Source organism: Sphingomonas sp. R647, from assembly GCF_020177055.1.
GTDB lineage: Bacteria > Pseudomonadota > Alphaproteobacteria > Sphingomonadales > Sphingomonadaceae > Sphingomonas.
Genome location: NZ_JAIQXT010000002.1, coordinates 204229 through 220581, shown reverse-complemented (window position 1 = coordinate 220581; position 16353 = coordinate 204229). Strand labels below are relative to the sequence as shown.

Here is a 16353-nt window from a genome sequence, read left to right as displayed (position 1 = left end):
ACCGCATCCGCTTGCGAATATCGATTGTCGTCTATCCGCACTGTCAGGGCGTGCGAGAACCTGAAAGCAGGAACCGCCATCATGAAGCTCACGGTTGGATCAGGCTGCCCCCTCCAAGCCGCGCAGTCACCTTTCGGGAAAACGTGAGATTCAAACGGAGCAGCAGACGTTCGAAGTTGCGGTCAACCTCTGCAATCAGCTATGTTTGCGCGTGGCGCGACAAGCATTGATCAAGAAGGCCGCCATCGTTCGAGCGGGATTTGACTATCAGGACCTTGCTGGGCTTGAGGTCCTGATCCGACACTTCCGTGATCCCAACCTCTACGCTTGGGTCGAACTCGAAGCAGAAGACCCACAGGTTCAATCGCTGGATGATGTGATCGCCTTTCGCCAAGACGGCCGCATCGACTACGTCCAAGTCAAATTCACGGCGGATGCCGAGAGGTATCCGTTAGATTGGGAGTGGCTGCTTGCGAGCAAAAAGCGAGGTACTTCGATGCTTGCCAAATGGGCAAGCGCCTTCTTGCGCGCGCAATTGCGCGCGCCAATCGCCAGCGCCGGGTTGCGTACAAATCGTCGCCCATCACCCGAATTCGCGGAGTGCCTCAATTCGCACAATGTAGACCTCGATCGCCTCGAAAGCGATCTACGAGCTAGGGTCGAGGATGAGTGCGGCGGCAAGGAAAATGCTCGCGCATTCTTCGACGCCTTTGACTTTGTCAGCGCCCTTCCAGACCTCGCAAAATTTGAGCACTCTCTCCGCGACCAACTTATTCCGAGCGACACCGACGAGGCTGGTTGGCTTCGCTTGCGCGACGAGGTGCGTCGCTGGGCAACGTTTCGTGGATCACCGGCACCCGACGGTAAGATTCTACGTGACCATCTGATCCAGCTCATCACACGCAAACGGCCTTTGCCGATTCGGCAGGATTTTTCTGTCCCCGAGCACTACGCTCCCCCTAGCGTAGCGTTCGATCAGCGTTTGCGCAGGCGTACGGAAACCCCAAGTACCCCACTCACGATCATTTGGGGCAGTCCGGGGCGGGGAAAGAGCACCTATCTAAGTTATCTTACTGCCGAGCTTCATGCGGCGAAAAGCGTCGTGTTGCGCCATCACTATTTTCTGCCAAACGATCAGGCCGGGAACCGTACCTCCTTCTTTGAAATCGCGAACTCTCTCCTTCACCAATTGGGAAGCCAGCGACGCGATTTGCTGAATGACAACGAAGACGCGAGCGCGCTGCGCGAGACGCTGGAACGGGCTGCAGAAACACTCAAAGCAGAGGGCGCGAAACTCTACCTGATTATCGACGGACTTGATCACGTCTGGCGCGATACCGAGCGCGTCGATCAGTTGAACCATCTATTCAACATCATCCTTCCGCTGCCTGACAATGTGGCCATGCTGGTGGGTACTCAGAAAGTACCCGACGCGCAGCTCCCAAAGTCGCTTCTTGAGCGAGCTAACGTAGCCGATTGGCTTGAGATCCCGTCGATGGATGAGGCCGCTGTTCATCGCTGGGTCCGCCACCAGGACTCTGATCGACCCTTGCGACTTGCCTATGAGGCAGGGGACCGGGTGGCCGAGATCGATGCAATCGCCGGCGCGTTGTTCAAGATTAGTGCTGGCCATCCGTTGCATCTGATCTACTCACTTGAGAACCTGCGCCTTACCGGACAGCCGCTCCGCGCCGACTTGGTCGAGGCGCTTCCTCCGTGCCCGGACGGCGATATACGCAACTACTACCGATGGCTTTGGCTATCGCTCAGCGAGAGCGCGCGCGATCTCCTGCACGGCCTCTCCGGTTCCGATTTTTACTGGCCGAGCGAAGGAGTCCGCAGTTGCTTCGGCAACTATTACGAGATCGCCTTCCTTCTCGAACCGCGCGCCTCCGGTCTATCACCATTTCACGCGAGCCTCTTCGCTTGGGTGCGTGAATCCAGCGACCATGACGAAGCGTATCGAGCGTTGCTACCGCGCATCGTTGCGTGGCTGGACCAAGAAGCACCGGCTTATTGGCGCTGGGGCTGGCTCTGGCTGGCGAGAGCGGAGCTAGGCGACGCGACCGATCTACTCGCCGGATGTACGCGGGATTGGGCGGTCGCTTCGCTTGCTGAGGGATGGTCCGAAACTCAAATCGAGAAGATAATTGCAGCCGCTGAACGGGCCGCTTTTAATAGTTACGATTTTGCGCACACCGTGACCTTGCGGGCAATTAGACATCGAGTGACCAGCGCGCGACGGTTTCAGGCGCGTGCTTTTGGCCTTTTCAGGGCGATTGGCCTCGCCGCGCACGGCAATTCTCAGCAGATTGAGAATCTTATCGATGCGCCCGTCGAGCTTGAAGACGACGAATGGACGCAGCTTGTGCTCTATTCGTTACCTGAGAAACGTGGCGCGATCGTCGAAGCGGCGGTTACCGAACTGTGGCGGCGGATTGATGCTTGGATCGTGCTTCGTCACAAGCCGGGCCAAGATTTCGATCAGTTGTCGGCCAGCCTTATCCGATGCTCGGCGCGGGCAGGAGCAGAGGGCTTACCCCAAGTCCTGCGGTTCTTAGCTCGCTATCGAGATCCCCATCCCCACTACGCGCGATTGGTTCAGGCCTTAGGTGCGGCGGGAGAAATCGACGGACTGAAAGAATTGCGGCGGACTCTTCGTGGGAAAGCTCATGGTGAGACGCGCCGACGGGCCCAAGAGGAAATGCTGCGCGCTGCTTGGCGCCAAGGAGGCGATCCGAGGCAGCTTCTTGGTCGCATGCAGGTCCTTTCGCCTTTGCTCGCCGCGCGGGCAGTGTTTTGTGATCCCGCGGCGAAGCCCCGGCTTGACCGGCCGCCAGCTCCGAGTGACATCGTCAAGCGTCGCTATCGAAGTGAGAAAAGCCCAACCTTGGAGCACTTTTTCAGCGACTATTTTTGGACGCGGATTGTACAGCTTAAGACCGACAACGCCGGGAACGGCTATGAAGACCTCGACCGTACTGCGCTTGGATGGGCGGCGACCGCACTCGCCACACTCGATCAGGTTGCCCAAGAAATTGTCGGTAGCAAAGTGCCCCTGTCTTTTTCGACGCCTTTCGTGGCAATGGCCGAACTCGCGCCGGTCACCTTTAACAATGATACCGAGCAAGACTACTTCCAATACATCGCGTTCCGGAAGGCGATCAATCAGATCGCAATCGATCTCAATCACATCGGCTCCGAAGACAGCCGCGAGTGGCGAATTCCGTTTGACGAGTTTGAGATCGCACGGGGCTCCGCACACTGGGTCGATGAGGTTTGGCTTAGTGATAACGCCCACGATGGCGTTCCGTATCTCAGTGCAAATGCGGCAGCGCGGCTCCTAACCGACCTCGCCGAGAAGTTCGCTTCTCAAGTCAGCGATTTTGCAGAGCGTGGTGAAAATTGGACTCAGCTTGCCGCGCTCGCCTGGCTCTATGGCATCCCCGATTCGAAGCAGTGGATCAGCCGTGCGGCCGATTGCTTGCTCGGATACGGCAACCATAAAGATCTGAGCGCCTTGCAAATGCTCGAGGCCATCGATTTCGTGCATTCGGCCGACCCGCTACAGAGCGAGCGCTGGATCCGAGCTGTAGCACCCATCATAGAAAAGATTACTTACTTTACCGATGGCGACGAGACTGACCACGTCCGTTCGTGCCTGATTGATACCGTTGGCATCACGATGCCAGTACGGCTTGGTGCCCTCCACGCGCACCACTTGCACCGGAACGAGTGGCGTTATGCGGATGAATGTGTCGAAGCAGCATTTGGCGCGATCGACTTCGAGACACCGGAGGCGCGGGCTCTTTCGCGCTCGCTGATTGACCGTAAACTCCTGATCCAATTGGAGGCGCGCGGAGCAGCGAGCCTCGCAGCGAAAACGCTCCACGCTGAGCAACTGCTTTATTTGGGCGGAGAGCCGCTCGAAGGGTTAGACCGCCATTCCTCAGATAGCGATTGGGCCGACCGCGAGCCAAATCGTGCCGTGAATCCAACTCGCTTCGCGCCAGCCCGCTTTGAAGCGTTCGTTGAAGAGATCACCAAAGCCGACGTCGGTTACCGCAGAAGGCCCGATCTTTTGCGACAGTGGCTCGATCACTGGGCATCCCAAGGTCGCGCGCTCCAAGCGCTCCGCGCGTTTCAGACCTATCTTGAGGTTAATGATAATGTCTGGTCGATTGAGGAGTTGCTCGACCACGCTTTCCAGATCAGCCTTGCAGCGGAAGGAAAAGATCGAGCCTATAGCTGGTTGGTCCGTGCCCATATCCAACGCCACGGCTGGTCGCGTTTCTTGTCCGGCCGAAAAGATGTCGAAAACCGCCTTGAGATGGCCGCCCGCTACTATCCGGAACGCTGGCGGGACTATATTCGCGACACAAGCGAGCAGACCCTCTACCGCCAGCGTTCTGGCTTATGGTTTTCGATCGGATCGGAGTATTTAGTTCGCTTCCTTGTGCAGGCTGGACAGGTCGAGGAGGCCGTGCGCGTCACTGACGCGCTGGTCCAAACCTTTGTTGCTGAGACGCGCGACCAACCCATTGGGGAGGTGGCATGGCTACCATAGCGCTTCCTACAGATCGCGCTCTGGCGCTTGAGCTATTGCTTAATCGGCTCCTCTGGCCAGTACCGCTCGCGCGTTGGAAAGCTGCGCGAGGTGTCAGGGACCTGATCGAAAATCCCGAAACCCGCGCCGCCTCGACCGATGCGCTTCTCGCTGCTCTCGAACGGGCTGAGTTGGAGTCGGATGTTTGCACTCTCCTGACGATACTGTTGATGGTGGGCAAAGCAGCGCTGCCCGATCTTGCAAGGGTGCGAGAACGAATCCAGCATCCATCAATCTTAGCCGAGGTCATGCTTCAGGCTACGTATGATGAGATCGGCGGGACCGCTTGGTGGCGTGCCCATTCCGGACCGGTGTCGTCAACTTTTGCACCAAGCTCATACTTCGAGCGCCATCAGACACATCATGTCCCCGTCGTCCTTTCGAGCAATCTGGCTAGTCTGGAACGGAAGAGCGGCCTCCCGTTCGTGCGGCAATGGGCCTATGAATGGCAACAGCTATGCGACCGCATCAAGGCGGAGTTTACTGAATACCCGTATTATTTCGGCGATTTTGGTGACGTGCGCGATGGGATAATTGGTCAATTTTCCCCGCGCCAAAGTGAAGTGTATCGGTCAGCCTATCTACGAACCTTCTCGATCGCGGTGGCTGAGTGGGGCTTCGAACAGCGTGAAGCCGGCTTCTATGTAAGCGAACTGTTGCCTTCCATTCGAGGACTGTTTGAGCTTGATCCCCTCGGACGCCCGCCGTGGTTGAAAGATTCGCCTGAGCTTTGCGTCGAGGATCCGGATCAATTCGAATCTATCCTGCGCGCGATGATCGCCAGTCAGCCCGACAATGATCAGGCTCTAGTATCGCTATATGTACCTCTGGACGCCACGGTGGAGCGCTACGGTGCCTTGCGCTTGTCCGCTCATTTGGTCACCACCGACTTTTCGCTGGGAAGCGAATTTCCGCGCGAGCCGACTGATATTTTGCTGGCTCATCGTTCCTTCGCTATCGATCAAGAGCGACCCGACACCCCCATTGAGACTTCTCTGCAAGCAGGACAGACCGGGGACGCGCTACCGGTATGTAGCGCGATTTTTCCAATCCCCTTTGGTTATTGGCAAGCGCATCTACACTCTGCCGGTATCCCGATTCCTGCCAGATATATGTTGCCTGGATATGCCCGGGTCCGTGGAGAGCGGGACCGCATCGCAGTCGATTCGGATCACCGAGAAGTGGCGGCCACTCGATATTGGCAGGACCATTGGAGCCCAAATTATCCTCGTAACGAGGGGCATACTCGATGCGGAACCTGGACCCTTATGGAGCGGCAGCTTCTCGAGAGTCAGGCCTCAGTTTTGGGACGAAAAATTGCGTGGTCCGCTCGGCTGCAAACTTGGCGTCGTGAAAAGGACTATGGGGAGTTTATGCATGCCGAGCGGTCACTGTTTTTCATGATGTGAGATGGCCTGCATTACCGACGCTTCCGTATAAGGAAGCGACATGAAGGCCAGCCAAAGGGCGGCCATCAACATGACAGCCGTCGCCTCCCTCTCTGTATTTACTCGACATTTTTGCTTGGGCGACGGCAGCGCCATTTGAGCGACGGCGCAATTTCTCTATGTTTGACAACCAGATGCACCCAGAGCGACGGCGGTGCTTTTATCTCGCCATCGTAATTTCGCTGCCCCCGACGCGAGGACCGACCATACCATTCTGAAGCTGAGAGCCGTGCCTAGCCAGCGGCCAGCCGACGTTCGCAAACGGCCTTCACGAGGGTCTGTAGTCCAGCGACACGCTCGGCCAGCCAGCGCAGTTCCTCGTCGCTGATCTCGTAGTGGGGCGAGTAGCGGGCGTTCACATAGGCCTGGCGCAGCAGCTCGAAACAGCGGCGGCTGAACTTGTCCGCACGAGGCCAAGCGGCGATCAGTTCCGGCGCGATTTCCTCGGCGTGCGAGCGCAGGAAATTCAGCTTGTGAGATTTGGGGCTGTAGAGGGTCAGCACGAGCAGCGCGCAGTGGTAGAACCGCTCAGCGGACTGGTGCAAATTGAACGCCGCTTCGTTCTTGTCGCCGCGATCGGTCAGAAAACTGGCGGACGCCAGAAATGCGTCGGCGCTCGGAAACCACTTGTCGAAATGCTGCTGAGCCTCGGCGCGGGCTTCCTCCGGCGGCAGGTCGCGCGGTTGCGCAAACGGAAACCCCTCCGCCTCGCACAACGCGATCCCCTGGCTCACAATATCGACGAAGAACGGTCGCCCCTTCTCAAGCTGGGCGTTCACATCGGTCAGCGAGTGGACGATGAAATTGACCGGCGCACTGAGTGCCTTGGTGATGGTCGTATCGCGCATCAACCGGTCCTCGGCCGCCGACCAATATTCGAACTCGGCCAGCCGCTCGTCGTTGACCACGACGAGGATGTCATAGTCGGACTGATACCCCCCGACCGGATCGTCCACCCAGTCGCCGCGCGCGAACGATCCGTAGAGCACGATCTTGAAGATGCGCCGGGCCTTCTTCCAGTCCTTGGTGCCGATCGCATGCGCGGCCTCGAACTCCTCGCACAGCACGCGCGTCACATGGGCAAGCTCGCGCTGCCGGGAGGCTGGAAGATGGTCGAGAGACGTCCGCAACATTGGCTAAACCTGTGGCATGCGCGGACGCGAAGGCAAGGCCTATCGCGTCCGCGCCATTTCAGTCTTCGGCGTCGGCCTCAACAAGCACGACCATCGCCTCGGCAATCCGCCGCTCGACCTCGGCCACCGCGATCCCGAGACGCGCGGCGATCTCGGCATAGCCAAGGCTGTCCAGCCGATGCATCAGGAACACCGCCCGCGTGGTGGCATCCATGCGCCGCACCCGACGCTTCAGCCGGACCAGCTCGGCGTCAACGCCGGATGCCCGCTGCCAGAACTTCCACCGCATCGTCATGCCTCCTTCCTCAAACCGCATTGGCCCCGGGAAAGGGGGTGGGCGGCAAGGAGCGCACCGCAGGCCCGCCGATCGAGGCGGGCCGCACCCGCAGGGCCGCAGCGCAGCGGAGGACCCGGCGCAGCCGGGTTGCGGCATGCCGCGGCGGGACTAAGGGCAGCGACCGACCACCCCCTTTGCCGGGGCCGCAAACAGCGCCGTCGCGCAAAGCGCGGCGTCCGCAGATCCTGCGCGCCAGCGCACGGCTCCAAGGGAGCCCAACCAACACGCACTCTCGAATCCGGACGGCCGTCGCGGCGGCGTGCGCGCGCAACTGTGCGCCAGCCGCCGCCGCGCCCTCCGCCCGGATTGAGTGAGCCACGCGGCAAAGCAAATATGCTGCGGACCCTGGCGGCTTCGCAGAAGTCCGCCAGCGCACGCTCATCCAAATCCGCGTTCAATTTCCCGGCAACGCCGGCGCGTCAGCGATCGCAACCCGGATGGGCCGAGACGCACAGCGACTCGGCGGCGCGCATGCGCCGTAGAGCGCGGCCGCGCAGGACGCCAGGACGCAAACAGTCAACGATCAGCCTACGCCAGAGCCGGTATTCCTTTCCGCTAGTTCGATCACACGGCTCAGGTCTTGCGAATTCCCGCTCGCACGCGCGTGATCCCTGAACGCCACCAGAAAGCACCCACCATGACGGAACCCATCGACCGAATTCTCCGCCTTCCTGCGGTCCTCGACGCCACCGGTCTCAGCCGTGCGACCCTCTATCGGAAGATCAATCAGGGGACGTTCCCCAAGCAGATCGCGATCAGCGTGCGATGCTCTGGCTGGCGCGAGTCAGCCGTAGCGGAATGGCTGCGGAACCCTATCCACTACAGCTGTGCCAGGGAATAATGCCCGTCTCCCGGTCACCTTTGCAACTCGCGAGGTCAAGACGATGACTGACGCAGGTACATGCTTATGGTGACACTTCATCCGCACCCATCCCGTGGACGATGCTCCAGTAGGTTGCGCGCCGATCACCTCGAGGGAGGCGACACCTAATCCAAAGTTGCGCCGCCGCCTTAATACCGAATTTTCAGCACCCATGATCAGAACCCGCCTTAGTTCGCGCCCTCGACGAAGCGAATAAAACGCGCTGTCGCGATGGCGCGCGGCAGCGTGAGTTCGATCGTCCCGACGCCAAATCGGTCGCCACCTTGTCCTGGAGACCACCCTTGAAGCGCTTGCTTGAGACGTGGCAGATCCATTCGATCCCCTAGTTCCGAATCGCACGCAAGCGCGTCAAGCTCCGCCACCAACGCCTCGTGATCCCGCCCCAGCCGCAGCGGTAGATCGGCAGCCTGCATTCCGCGCCGCTTTTCGTTCAGGACCATGGCGGGTACGCGATCGCGCAGCATCCGTCGAGCGAGCCAGCGTGACTTACCCCCGCGGAGATACTGATCGTCGGGAATTCCGATGCAGAACTCGACCAAAGGCCTGTACGCAGTCGGGTCGCGCATGGGCATGCCATGGATCAGCTCCATCGCTTGTCGGATGTCGCCAGCCTCGGTCATCGCGTTGCCGATCATCCGTGCCCGGATGCCTCGCGTCGAACGTGGCGAGCGAAACGCGTTTTCGTGACCCATCGCAATGGCGCGCTCCTGCACCTGCATGCGCTCCGCATATTCGGCGCGGAGCGGGCACCAGCTCTCGAACGGGCGCAGCACGGCGCCTGAGCGCCGGCCAACCCAACGCCGATAGATCGCATCGGGCAGCAGCGGGAGCAGCGCGCGGGACCAGAGCGCACGCGCGAACGGACGGGAGGCGCTCTGAGCACGCAACTCTCGTGCAAGGCGCAGCCAGTTCCCCCCCGCGAGCCAGCCTGGCAACGCCCCAGCGCCGTTGAAGCTGAAGCTGATATTGCCCATCGAGCCCGACAGCAGAACGTCACAATCCTGCGCCTTCGCGCGGGCGCGGAGCGCATGGATCCAGTGCAGGTTCATCGCGTTGCGTGGTACATTTCCGCCCATCAGGAACATCGCGTTGAGCCGATGATCGAACGAGAGGCCGGCAGCGTCGATCGTCTCGGTAGCAAGAGTAGGGTACATCTCGGCCAACGCCGCCACATGGTGTCGCTCATCACCGAAATAGCCGGGCGGGTCCTCGCCTTCCCACCCGGTTTCTGGGACGCCAGTCAACCCGAGCAACGGTCGATCAGGTCCCAGTGCTGCGATGGCGAACGCCGCCACCGCCTGGGAATCAAGGCCTCCGCTGAGGCTAACCGCCGGCTTCGAAAAGCCGGCAAGCGCGGCGTGCGTCCCTTCGGCGAGTAGCGCGTTCGCTGCATCGACATAATCAGCGTCGCGTTTGAGACGGACCGACGGCAGGGTGGCAGGATCGTAATAACAGTGTGAGGTAATGCCGCCAGGATTGATCACGACGCGGTGGCCGGTGGCGACGCGCGTCACACCCCGGTACCAGCCCCGTTCGGCATCGGCATAATTCAGGTAGAGGCTGTCTGCGATCTTCTGTTCGTCGATTTCAGCAGCAACCTCACCGCTCGCAAACAGCACGCGCGCGAGTGAGGCGACGATCATCCGCTTGCGATCGTGCCAGATATGGAGCGGCGGAGCATGAAGCGGCGAGCGGGTGCAACGCACCCCATTCGCATTGGGCAGCAAAAGGATCGTCGCGAACTGGCCGATAACGCGCAGATCGACCGCGTCGCCCCATTGCGCGTAGCCGGCCGCATAGAGCTCCGCCGGGTCAAGGGCGTCGACCCCAAGCTCGCGGCGCAATGCCGGGGCATTGTCGATGAACCCGGTGAACAACAGCCGTCCGCCGGAAGCAGGTTCGGTCGCCCGCCAGCTCCGCGCCGCCGCCTTCGTCGTGCTTAGTGCTGCGAGCAAAGCGCCCCTGATGCACTCATGACCCACCGGTTTGTCGACACCGACGCCAAGCGAGGCCGTGACCCTGCGGGCGACCACGGGATCGACAGGGCGGCCATACCAATTGAGATAAAGTCCGATCATGCGGTTTTGGCCAGCTCTCGCTACGTGACGACGAGTAAGCGCGCCTTCTCAAGTTCACTGATGAACTGGTCCACTTCGCGGGTGCACGTCGAGGGATCCACCGCAAAGCGGTCCGACAGAATTGCCTTGATCGCGGCGAGGTCCGGCTCGCTGTCGAGCAACTTCCAGATCGCCAGCCCAACACCGCGCAGGCCGTGAAACTGGCCAGTCGCGATATTCAAAAGCACCAGTTCGTCATCGATTTCCGCTTCGCTATAGGCGCTGGCATTCTTGGAAAGGTTCATTTGATGGCCCCGGAATTGGCGCAACAGGTCCGCTCTGTTCCGGATGTCGCGCGGGTACGTGCTCTAGGCGGCGGCACGAATATCCGCCGAAATCATGTCAATACCCGCGTTAAAGCGGGAGTGGTCCCGCGACCGGTTAAATCGCCGCATTTCGACACTCCTGCTCAGCCGCACGCCCATCTGAAAATACCCGGCCTGTTCGGCGATCGCGGTGAACAGCCGTGGCCGATAAAAAGCGGAGCGCATCCAGTTGAAGCGCGAGGCCCCTTCGATTGCCGTGAAGCCCGTGGCGGCCTCCGCTCTGCTCTCCAGGAAGTAGAGCCGCCGGACCGGATGCGGCGTGCACGCGAAGGAGAGCCCCGACACATAGAATTTTCGAATGCCCGGGCGAACCGGATGCACTGACCGATGGCCCGTCAACGTCAGCGCATCGTCCCACAGCTTGATTCGCTCAGGCCCGGGCAGCGCGATGATCTGTGCCGGGTCCGCGACGTCCAGCAGCAATACATCATCCGAGCATAGGGTCATCCCGCGTTGCGCCAACGCGGCGGCGAGGGTGGACTTACCTGCCCCCGAATGACCGGTGAACGCAAAGATCCGCCCGTCATGCAGGACGGCGGACGCATGCAGCGGCACATACCCGTTCAGCCACGCGATCGCGCCGACGACCCACCCGTCGAAAAACAGTGCGATTTCATCATCGGTCGTTTCTGCTGAGCGACGATAGGTGGTGCCAATTCCGCGACGATAATAAAATGACAAGCCGCTGGGAAGCGAGAGCAGGAAGGCGTCATCGGAGATCTGATAGGCACCCGCAATTGCCGCCGGGGCGTCCAGCATGGCGGGTACATCGCCCGCGAACAGGTCGAGTTCGTCGCGAAGTCGCGGCAGACCGTAGAAACCGCCACACTCCCCGAGACCCGGACGACGCGACCGCGCGCTTCCAGGCATCATGACGCAGGATCGCTGGGGTCGAACTCGAAGTCGGGGCCGCCCTGAGCGCCACCGGACTGCACATCGTTCATCGTCCCCAACTGCTCCAGTTGGGGCGTGACCCAGGCGAGCTTCTCGCCGCTTTCGGGATTATCATAGGCCGTCATCGTCACGTTCCTCGGTTTCGGTTGCGATTGGCGAGGAACCGCGTCCCTCTTGGGCCAGTCCCGCTGGCAGAGGGTCGGCATCCGGCGTTGGCGCGATCATGCGACCGGCATTCAGCGTTACAGGAGCCAGCCCGCTGCTGGGGGCGCTGGAACCGGTCGGTGCGACCGTACCGCCGCCGACGATCTGTCCGACCAGCCCACCTGCATCGCGCGGAGCCGTCGCGGTTCCGCTCCCGGTGCTGCCGACGATCACACCGCCATCCTGCTTCCCGACCAGCGTGCCGGCCGTGTGGGTCGATGCCGTCACGTCGCCCGTCGCGGTGCTGGACGACACCGATCCGCGGTAGAGATAGCCGAGCAGCCCGCCGACATAGCGGTTGCCCGAGACTGCGCCGGTTGCGTAGGAGCGATCGATGCTCCCCGCCGCATAGCCGATCAGCCCGCCGACATCGTCGGTGCCGGCGACGGTCCCGGTGGCGGTGCTGCCGATAACCGATCCGGCGACCTGATTGCCGACCAGTCCGCCGACCAGCATTGTGCCGGAGACATTCACCGAACTGGTCGAATCGAGGATCGTCCCGTCCTTCTGCATGCCGACCAGCCCACCAATGCCGCTGGCGCCGATCACCGTGCCGCTGACATTCACGCTGTCGATGATCCCCGCCGACACGCCGAACAGGCCGGCATTCTTGATCGTGGCGCGGTTGATGTAGAGGCCGGTCAGATCGTACCCGCCGCCATAGAGCGCGCCGGTAAAACCATAGATCCCGCTAGTGATGCTACCGATGCTGCGGAAGTTGCTCCCGCCCCAGACGTTGCCCGCGCCATCGATGCCGAGCGGAACCCAGCCGCTTGCGCCCCATATGCCCGCCGAGCCGGCAGTGCTGTTGGTCGCCGACAGATCGATGTCGTCGAGCAGCGTGTAGGTGCCCGATAGATTAGCGTTGATCAGCTGAAGCTGGCGCGCGTTGAACACGCCGCTCGTGCCGTCGCTCAGCGTGACGGCTTCGCCGCGCAGGATCGGGCGCATGTCGGCGCCCTGATACCAGACGGAGTTGAAGTTGCTGAAGTTGGCGTAGCTGGCCGGGTTGCGCGCCTGCGCGGTGATAAGGCCGGTGACCAAGAAAATGGAGCCTGATCCAGCGCCCACCGCGGTGGATTGGCCGGTGCTGGTGATGTCCCAATAGGAGAGCGCAAGCGAACCGCGGGATGACTGGTTGCCCGCCAGGCCGCCGGCTTGTTGCGCTGCCGTCACGGAGCCGCTCGCCCAGACGTTGGTTATGGCTCCACTGTCAAGGGTACCGACAATGCCACCCGCGGCGTTTCCGGTGGCGGTAACCGACGCCGTCGAGAAACTCGCGCTCAGGATCACGCCGTTGTCCAGCTGACCGATCACCCCCCCGATCGCCCCAACGCCATTTACCGAGCCCGAGGCCGACAGCAGGCTGGCGTGCGCCCCGAGGCTGCCGAAGATCCCACCAACGTAGTTTACACCCGCGACGGACCCGTCGAAATGTACATTACGTACATTGGTCGCCGCTCCCCCGTAGGCTTCGCCTCCGACGCCGCCGGTCAATGCGCCGCTTGTGCCGACCACGCTCCCACTGACCCAGATATTCGTCAGGGCCTGGGTGGAGTATCCGATCAGGGCACCAGTGGTGCCCCGCCCGGTGACGGTGGCATTGATCAGGCGCAAATTGCTGATCACGGTCGGCGAAGCGCTTAGCTGCCGTGAAAACAGGCCTACATAATCGGTGCCGGGGCGATAGATCGTCAAATTGCTGATGGCGTGATAGTCGCCGTCGAAATTGCCACTGAATGAACTGCCGAGGCCGATCGGGACGAAGCCGCCGCTTCCCCAGATGCCCGACGCGTCCGCCCCGTTTGCCGCCGCTGCGTTGATGTCGTTGGCGAGCCGATAGTTCGCCCCAAGGTTGGCGGACACCAGTTGCAACTGGTTGAGGGACGAAACCGCGATATATCCGTCTGTTCCTGCTGCACCCGCCTCGCTGCGCAGGATCGGTCGCATGTCGGCGGCCTGGAACCAGGTGTCGGTGAAGTCGAGCGCAGCATAGGCCGCCTGGGTCCGGGCCTGCGCGCTCGTCAGACCGACGGCGCCATTGACGCCGAAAAAGACCGCGTCAGTGGCGGTCGTGCTATCGATGTCCCAGTACACGTCGGATCCGATCGTCCCATCGGCCGCGCCGATGACGATAGCGGCCTTCAGACGCTGCGATGTCAGCAACCCCGAAACCCAGGCCGAGTCGATCGACGTGTCGGCATAGTTGACATAGACAATACCCGCCGCCCCGTTGTTGGCGGTGGCCGACGCCGTGACATAGGCGTTGCGGATGGATGACGTGCCATCCAGAATATAGACCATGCCCGCCGCAACGTCGGTGGCCGAAATCGATCCCTGAACCGAAACATTGGTAAAGGTTGCGTTCGTGGCGGTGTGCGCAAGCCCCGCCGCGATCCCGGATTGCCCGCTCGCGGTAAATCGGCCGTCGATATGGACGTTGTCGATGGTGGAATCATTGATGATCGGGGCAAGGCCCGCCACGTGACTGAAGCTCGCTCCACCGGAGTCGATCGTCGTACCGGTCAGCCGCAGGTTACTGATCGTGGCGTTCTGGAGCCTCGTGAAAAGGCCGGAGTAGTAGTAAGAAGGCTGGCGTATATACAGGTTCTCGATTGCGAAACCCCGACCGTCCAGCGTTCCGCCGAAGAACGCCTCCGGAAGCGTGCCGCTTGCCCCGGCGATCGGGCGAAACCCTGCACCACCGTTCCAGTTCACCGTTTCACTGGCGTCGATCGTATTGGCGAGCGCGTAACTCGAGAAACGGCGCGACGTCATCCCCTGCACGCCGTAAATGTCGGTCAACAGCCACGGCGAAGCCCGCGACCCGGCCCCGCCGATAGCACGGAGGTAGCTGCCCCCGTTGATCGCGAAGCTGCCCGCCTCGAAATCGGGAAGCGTGGCTGCCACGGTGCTGAAAAAGCCGCGCGACAGCTCGAAGCTGCCGATGGCGATCGCACCGGTCTGGCTGATCGTCCCCCCGGCCGAGAGGATCAGTCCGCCCGTCCGTGCCGTGATCGCCGAATTGAGTGAAATGTTGTTCGCAGCATCGAGTGTCAGTGTCGCGCTGCTCAACCAGGTAAGCGGAGCGGCGACCGTGATGTTGCCGGCCTGCGCGCCGCCGCTGCCGGTCTGCACGACGACATTGGCCGTCGCCAGCGCGGCGGTGAGTACCGAAGCGTTGAGTACGCTGTTATCGGCGCCCGCCGTAAACCCCGTCATGCCGCTGCTTGGCGCGTTCGAGATGGTGATGTTGTACGGATCGAGCAGCAAGGTGCCGAAGCTGGACCCGGTTAGATCCGCCGAGCCGGAATAGCCGAGCATCCCCTTGGACGAGACCTCGACTTCACCGCCCTTGGCACCGATGCCCCGCGCCGTGATCGTACCGGAAAAGTCGGTCGCCGCGTCCGACCAGAACACGATATCGCCACCGGTGCCCGCACCCGTCGCATCCGCCCGCACGACGGAGGCGGCATCGACCCGCAGCGTATCGGCATGCGCGGTGGTCCCCAGACCCTGGCGATCGCCTCCCACCTTGACCAATCCGCCGCCGTGCGTCCCCGACACGTCGATCGTCGCGCCGGTCAGGGCAATGTCGCCGCCTGTCAGCGTCACGCTCCCGCCTCTCGTCTCAATGCCCCGCGCTTCGATCACGCCGCTGAGGTTCACCGTACTCCGCGCGGCCTCGCGTGCCTGCGCCGCGCTGAGGATCACAGCGCCACCGTCAACTGTGATCCGACCCGACATCGCCAGGTCGGCGCTCTGGCCGGCACCGATCGCGACCTTCAGGAAGCCGTCGCTGGAAAAATCCAGAGCCGCCCGGGTCCCTGCGCCCATCGCCACCTTGCCCAGCGGTGCCAGGATCAGGCCGCTGTTATCGATCCTTCCGCCGATCAGCGCGGCATATCCGCCGCGTGCGATTTCGATGCGGCCTGCGTTGACCACGCTTCCGCCGTTACCGGCGAAATCATATCGGCCCGCGAGGAAGTCCGCATCATCAATGTCGAGCGTCGATCCGACGAAGCCAGCCGCCTTTACGCCGCCGCTCGCGGTGATCAGAATGCCGTTGGGATTGATGATGAACACGCGACCGTTGGCGTTCACCTGCCCCGCGATCGTGCTCGTCGTGTCCCCGGTCACCCGGTTCAGCAACACGGCGGTGCTGGACGGCTGCGCTATGTCCACGCGGTTGCCCTGATCGACGTTGAAGCTCTGCCAGTTGATGATCGCCGAGCCGCTGGTCTGTCGGATCGACAGACTGCCACCCGATCCGCTCCCGATTTCCGCGGACCCCGCCACGACGGTGCCACCGGTCGGCAGCGACTGGGCATGGGCGCTGAGCGGAACGATCGCAGATGTGGTGAGCAGCATGGCAGAGAGGGTGCGGATCATATCGAGGGACCTC

The 16353-nt window shown here is 61.8% G+C and carries 10 protein-coding genes; 3 read left to right on the top strand and 7 right to left on the bottom strand.

Annotated elements, in window-relative coordinates; all coding sequences use genetic code 11:
• Positions 1–94: 94 nt before the first annotated feature.
• On the top strand, positions 95–4567 hold the full coding sequence (locus K9B35_RS04915; RefSeq protein WP_224920696.1) for an ATP-binding protein: 4473 nt from the start codon (positions 95–97) through the stop codon (positions 4565–4567).
• On the top strand, positions 4555–6015 hold the full coding sequence (locus tag K9B35_RS04910) for a hypothetical protein (protein ID WP_224920695.1): 1461 nt from the start codon (positions 4555–4557) through the stop codon (positions 6013–6015). The genes K9B35_RS04915 and K9B35_RS04910 overlap by 13 nt, the downstream gene beginning before the upstream one ends.
• Positions 6016–6287: 272 nt before the next feature.
• On the opposite strand, the gene K9B35_RS04905 is transcribed toward K9B35_RS04910, so the two are convergent.
• Positions 6288–7184, bottom strand: a complete 897-nt coding sequence (locus K9B35_RS04905; RefSeq protein ID WP_224921104.1) for a HEPN domain-containing protein — start codon at positions 7182–7184, stop codon at positions 6288–6290.
• 61 nt (positions 7185–7245) lie between these two features.
• Positions 7246–7482, bottom strand: coding sequence for a sigma factor-like helix-turn-helix DNA-binding protein (locus tag K9B35_RS04900; RefSeq protein WP_224920694.1), 237 nt, complete (start codon positions 7480–7482; stop codon positions 7246–7248).
• Between the two features lie 679 nt (positions 7483–8161).
• Between K9B35_RS04900 and K9B35_RS04895 the strand changes: the two genes are divergently transcribed.
• Positions 8162–8365 carry a helix-turn-helix transcriptional regulator gene (locus tag K9B35_RS04895; RefSeq protein WP_224921103.1) on the top strand — a complete coding sequence of 68 codons (204 nt, stop codon included), beginning with the start codon at positions 8162–8164 and terminating at the stop codon, positions 8363–8365.
• Positions 8366–8574: 209 nt separating this feature from the next.
• On the opposite strand, the gene K9B35_RS04890 is transcribed toward K9B35_RS04895, so the two are convergent.
• The 5 genes from K9B35_RS04890 to K9B35_RS04870 all read right to left on the bottom strand — a co-directional run bounded on the left by K9B35_RS04890 (position 8575) and on the right by K9B35_RS04870 (position 16340).
• A complete protein-coding gene (locus K9B35_RS04890; protein ID WP_224920693.1) occupies positions 8575–10284 on the bottom strand; it encodes an asparagine synthase family protein in 1710 nt (569 codons plus the stop codon).
• A 221-nt stretch (positions 10285–10505) separates the two neighbouring features.
• On the bottom strand, positions 10506–10769 hold the full coding sequence (locus K9B35_RS04885) for a PqqD family protein (RefSeq protein ID WP_224920692.1): 264 nt from the start codon (positions 10767–10769) through the stop codon (positions 10506–10508).
• A gap of 63 nt (positions 10770–10832) precedes the next feature.
• Positions 10833–11723, bottom strand: coding sequence for a hypothetical protein (locus tag K9B35_RS04880; protein ID WP_224920691.1), 891 nt, complete (start codon positions 11721–11723; stop codon positions 10833–10835).
• Positions 11720–11869, bottom strand: a complete 150-nt coding sequence (locus tag K9B35_RS04875) for a hypothetical protein (RefSeq protein ID WP_224920690.1) — start codon at positions 11867–11869, stop codon at positions 11720–11722. The genes K9B35_RS04880 and K9B35_RS04875 overlap by 4 nt, the downstream gene beginning before the upstream one ends.
• The gene (locus K9B35_RS04870; RefSeq protein WP_224920689.1) at positions 11856–16340 is read right to left on the bottom strand and encodes a beta strand repeat-containing protein; all 4485 of its coding nucleotides are present in this window, start codon (positions 16338–16340) and stop codon (positions 11856–11858) included. Before K9B35_RS04870 ends, K9B35_RS04875 begins: the two co-directional genes overlap by 14 nt.
• Between the last annotated feature and the right edge of the window lie 13 nt (positions 16341–16353).

Bases quoted from the DNA above. Each gene is read 5' to 3' on its own strand.
- K9B35_RS04900 (WP_224920694.1), bottom strand. From the start codon at position 7,482: ATGACGATGCGGTGGAAGTTCTGGCAGCGGGCATCCGGCGTTGACGCC.
- K9B35_RS04885 (WP_224920692.1), bottom strand. From the start codon at position 10,769: ATGAACCTTTCCAAGAATGCCAGCGCCTATAGCGAAGCGGAAATCGAT.
- K9B35_RS04910 (WP_224920695.1), top strand. From the start codon at position 4,555: ATGGCTACCATAGCGCTTCCTACAGATCGCGCTCTGGCGCTTGAGCTA.
- K9B35_RS04880 (WP_224920691.1), bottom strand. From the start codon at position 11,723: ATGATGCCTGGAAGCGCGCGGTCGCGTCGTCCGGGTCTCGGGGAGTGT.
- K9B35_RS04870 (WP_224920689.1), bottom strand. From the start codon at position 16,340: ATGATCCGCACCCTCTCTGCCATGCTGCTCACCACATCTGCGATCGTT.
- K9B35_RS04875 (WP_224920690.1), bottom strand. From the start codon at position 11,869: ATGACGGCCTATGATAATCCCGAAAGCGGCGAGAAGCTCGCCTGGGTC.
- K9B35_RS04895 (WP_224921103.1), top strand. From the start codon at position 8,162: ATGACGGAACCCATCGACCGAATTCTCCGCCTTCCTGCGGTCCTCGAC.